Source organism: Kitasatospora sp. NPDC091276 (genome assembly GCF_040684355.1).
Classification (GTDB): Bacteria; Actinomycetota; Actinomycetes; order Streptomycetales; family Streptomycetaceae; genus Kitasatospora.
Window position 1 is genome coordinate 1 of record NZ_JBFBFU010000083.1, and the last position, 1,483, is coordinate 1,483.

The 1,483-nt window shown below is 69.4% G+C and carries 1 protein-coding gene; it reads left to right on the forward strand.

What is annotated here, in order from left to right; genetic code table 11:
- The first annotated feature begins 406 nt into the window (after positions 1–406).
- Positions 407–1,447: an IS30 family transposase gene (locus AB0O19_RS38455; RefSeq protein ID WP_363626394.1), complete on the forward strand. Its 1,041-nt coding sequence runs from the start codon at positions 407–409 to the stop codon at positions 1,445–1,447.
- Positions 1,448–1,483: the final 36 nt, after the last annotated feature.

Genomic DNA, 1,483 nt, shown 5'->3' on the forward strand with positions numbered 1-1,483 from the left:
CCTTAGGTTCTAACGGTCCTCGCAACACCCGCGATCTGTGGGAGTTGCGAGGACCGTGGGCGTTAGGCGTAGTGATCTTGCTGGGTTGCGGGAGCGATTCCTCGCACGGCTGGATGTCGTAGGCAGCGTGACCGTGGCGGCGCGCGAGCTGGGGCTGAACCAGAACACCGCCTTCAGCTGGGCCCGGAAGGCCGGACGGAGGTCGTTGGGCCCGCCGCGCCGCCATTCCGGGCGGGACGAGTACGAGCGGCTCCGGGCCGCCGGTGTCGCCCGCCGGATCGCAGCCCGGCAGGCCGGCGTGAACGAACGCACGGCCAGAGACTGGGACCAGGGCGTCAGGAAAACCCGCCATACGCGCACCTATGCCGACGGGCGCCGCGTCGACTACCGGGCGGGAACCGTCACCATGTCCGGTGTGACAAAAGCACCGGTCGGCTTGAGGGCCCTGGAGAAGCAGCTCCACCCGCGGTTCCTGACCCTGGCCGAGCGCGAACAGATCCGCGATCTCCGCGCGGCGGGCCAGTCGCTTCGGGCGATCGGACGGGCCCTGGGACGGCCCGCGAGCACAGTCAAGCGGGAGATCGACGCGAACTCGGGCAGCGAGGGCTACCGGCCCTACCAAGCCCACCGGGCGGCGGCAGCGCGCAGGCCCCGGCCCAAGGACCGCAAGCTGCTGTGCGAGGGGCGACTGCGCCGCTTCGTCCAGGACGGACTGCGCAGGCGGTGGTCACCGGAACAGATCTGCCACGCTCTGCTGAGGGAACATCCCGACGACGAGAGCATGCGGGTGAGCGTGGAGACGATCTACCAGGCGCTGTATTTCCAGGCCCGCGGCGGCCTGAAGCGTGAAGTGCAGGCAGCCGTCCGTTCCGGGCGGACCCGCCGCAAGCCACGCCGGAGCCCCGAGCGGCGCACTTCCCGGTTCATCGACCCGATGGTGATGATCAGTGACCGCCCCGCCGACATCGAGGACCGGGCCGTGCCCGGTCACTGGGAAGGCGACCTGATCCTCGGTGCGGGCGGGCGCTCCGCGATCGCCACCCTGGTCGAGCGGAGCACCCGTTACACCATGCTGGTTCACCTGCCGGGCGGAGCCCACGACGCCGGGACCGTCCGCGACGGGCTCGTGCGCACCGTCCAGACCCTGCCCGCCCACCTGCGCGGTTCTCTCACCTGGGACCAGGGCGCCGAGATGGCAGGTCACAAGCAGTTCAGCATGGCCACCGACATGCCCGTCTACTTCTGCGACCCGGCCTCGCCCTGGCAACGCGGCTCGAACGAGAACACGAACGGGCTGCTGCGGCAGTACTTCCCGAAAGGCACCGACCTGAGCCTGCACGGTCCCGAAGACCTCGAACACGTCGCCCAGGAGCTCAACGGCCGCCCACGCAAGACGCTCGGCTGGGATACCCCAGCCGAGCGTCTACGTGATCTACTCACCGTCTGAAACCAAGCGGTGTTGCGACGACCCCTTGAACCTAAG